Origin of the sequence: Azospirillum sp. B4 (genome assembly GCF_000333275.1) — a bacterium.
In the GTDB taxonomy this organism is placed as follows: Bacteria; Pseudomonadota; Alphaproteobacteria; order Azospirillales; family Azospirillaceae; genus Nitrospirillum.
In genome coordinates, this window is sequence record NZ_BACU01000370.1 from 1 (window position 1) to 1,571 (window position 1,571).

At 63.2% G+C, this 1,571-nt stretch carries 1 protein-coding gene; it reads right to left on the reverse strand.

Features of this window, described 5'->3' with window-relative positions:
• A partial coding sequence (pstS, locus tag I55_RS16385) for a phosphate ABC transporter substrate-binding protein PstS (protein WP_252181177.1) occupies window positions 1-651 on the reverse strand: 651 nt, incomplete at its 3' end.
• Window positions 652-1,571: the final 920 nt, after the last annotated feature.

A 1,571-nucleotide genomic window follows, 5' to 3' on the forward strand; every position in this document is an offset into this window, starting at 1 on the left:
TTTGGCAATTGGTATCGGCGTGATGGGCGGTTTCGTGTTTTTTACACCATCCAGGTGAGCATCAACTGCTGGACTTGTAGGCTCTATTTGCCCGATGCGCTCGGCGAAATCCTTGTCTTCCTTGGACAGGTAGGTGGTCCACAGGAAGTTCGTGCCCGACCCGTCGGAACGGTACACCGGGACGATGGAGGTCTTGGGCAGGTTCAGGCCGGGGTTCAGCGCCTTGATGGCCGCGTCATCCCAGGAGGCGATCTGGCCCAGGTAGATCTTGGCGATGGTCGGGCCGTCCAGCTGGATCTGGCCGGGGGCGATGCCCTTCACGTTGATCACGGGGACGACGCCGCCCATGATCATCGGGAACTGCTGCAGGCCCGCTTCCTTCAGCTCTTCGACCTTCAGGGGCATGTCGGACGCGCCGAACGTGACCGTCTTCGCCTTGATCTGCTTGATGCCGCCGCCGGAACCGATGGACTGGTAGTTCAGACCGACGCCGGTCTTCGCCTTATAGGCCTCGGCCCACTTGGCGTAGATGGGGTACGGGAAGGTGGCGCCGGCGCCGCTGATGTCGGCAGCCTGGGCGGCGCCCACCATCATGACCGCGGCCGCGGCGGCAACCATGCCCTTCAGCAGGTTCTTCGGTTGAAAGTTCACGGGATTCCCCCACGGGTTGGAACGTCTTCGAGGTCGACCATCTCCGGGCCCCGGCCGGCCGGCCAGGGACAAGCCCCCGCGACCTTCCTGATCCCGTTTCGACGGGCGGACCCTAGATTCCGGGTCCTGAACCTTTGGTGACGTCTTTGTTACAGTTTTGTGAAACCGTGGGCGGATTGTCGCAGGGCCGGCCCGCGTTCACGCCCCGTACCGTGTGACACGCCCGCCACCCGCACGCCGCGAGCCCCCGATCCCCCGTTCCGACCGATTCTCGAGTTCTTCTCAACAGTCGGCCGAAGCTCGCGTGGAGGGTCATTTTTCTCATGGCGTCCGCCCCCCGCGCCTGTGGCCGCAAGCACGCCCCCGGGTGCGCCCAATTCACAACACTATAGATACAGTCGTATGGCGCCGGCTTTTTTCCAGGGGACGCCGGGCGGCCGTTCTTCTATTGCGCCGCCCGGAAATTTGTTGAGCAACCTTACTTTAACCATCCTAAATCCACCGACTCGAAACTGTTGCATCGCCGCCACAGGTAGCCGCTTTCATAAATCTGTCAGACTTCAGCAGTCTTGTTGTCATGCTATATTGCTACCGAGCGCTTCGTTAGGGCCGCAGCCCAACGCTCCAAACGCCTACCGCCGGCCCCGCGATTACCGGGGATTGGGCGGCATGCCGTAGACCGGATGATGGGAGAATCAAGGAATGAAGCTGAAGACCGTGTTGCTCGCTGGCACGGTGCTGGGTGTGGCTTTCGCCGCCGGCGCCGCCTCCGCTGCTGAAAAGAAGGCCAGCGCGAACGCCGCATCCGCCACCGCCGCCGCCGCCGCGACCCCGCTGGNCACCCAGGGCCAGATCGATGCCCTGAACAAGCAGATCCAGGCGCTGCAGTCGCAGCTGCAGGCCCTGGCGGCCCAATCCGA